Below are 427 nucleotides of genomic sequence, written 5' to 3' on the forward strand. Positions count from 1 at the left end.
AAAGCGGGTGAAGAGAATCGAACTCTCGACCAGAGCTTGGAAGGCTCTTGTTTTACCACTAAACTACACCCGCGTGGTCGGGAAGACAGGATTTGAACCTGCGACCCCCTGGTCCCAAACCAGGTGCTCTACCAAGCTGAGCCACTTCCCGTTATGGCGCGCCCGAGAGGAGTCGAACCCCTAACCTCTTGATCCGTAGTCAAACGCTCTATCCAATTGAGCTACGGGCGCTTATTCATGATGTTTTTTCGTCGTTGTATTTTGGCGACTCAATTATCTTATCATACTACATTTTCAAATGCAAGTACTTTTTAAAAAAGATTTTTTGATGCGGCCGAGAGGACTTGAACCTCCACGGGGTTTCCCCCACTAGGCCCTCAACCTAGCGCGTCTGCCGTTCCGCCACGACCGCGCGGAAAAAACAAAA

4 tRNA genes are annotated in these 427 nt (G+C 50.1%); all 4 read right to left on the reverse strand.

What is annotated here, in order from left to right:
• Window positions 1-2 precede the first annotated feature (2 nt).
• The 4 genes from ILS93_RS28455 to ILS93_RS28470 all read right to left on the reverse strand — a co-directional run bounded on the left by ILS93_RS28455 (window position 3) and on the right by ILS93_RS28470 (window position 412).
• A tRNA-Gly gene (locus ILS93_RS28455) sits at window positions 3-73 on the reverse strand.
• A gap of 1 nt (window position 74) precedes the next feature.
• Window positions 75-151 (reverse strand) — tRNA-Pro (locus ILS93_RS28460).
• A gap of 3 nt (window positions 152-154) precedes the next feature.
• A tRNA-Arg gene (locus ILS93_RS28465) sits at window positions 155-231 on the reverse strand.
• A gap of 98 nt (window positions 232-329) precedes the next feature.
• Window positions 330-412, reverse strand: a tRNA-Leu gene (locus ILS93_RS28470).
• Window positions 413-427: the final 15 nt, after the last annotated feature.

Source organism: Bacillus sp. 16GRE42 (genome assembly GCF_019837435.1).
In the GTDB taxonomy this organism is placed as follows: domain Bacteria; phylum Bacillota; class Bacilli; order Bacillales; family Bacillaceae_G; genus Bacillus_A; species Bacillus_A wiedmannii.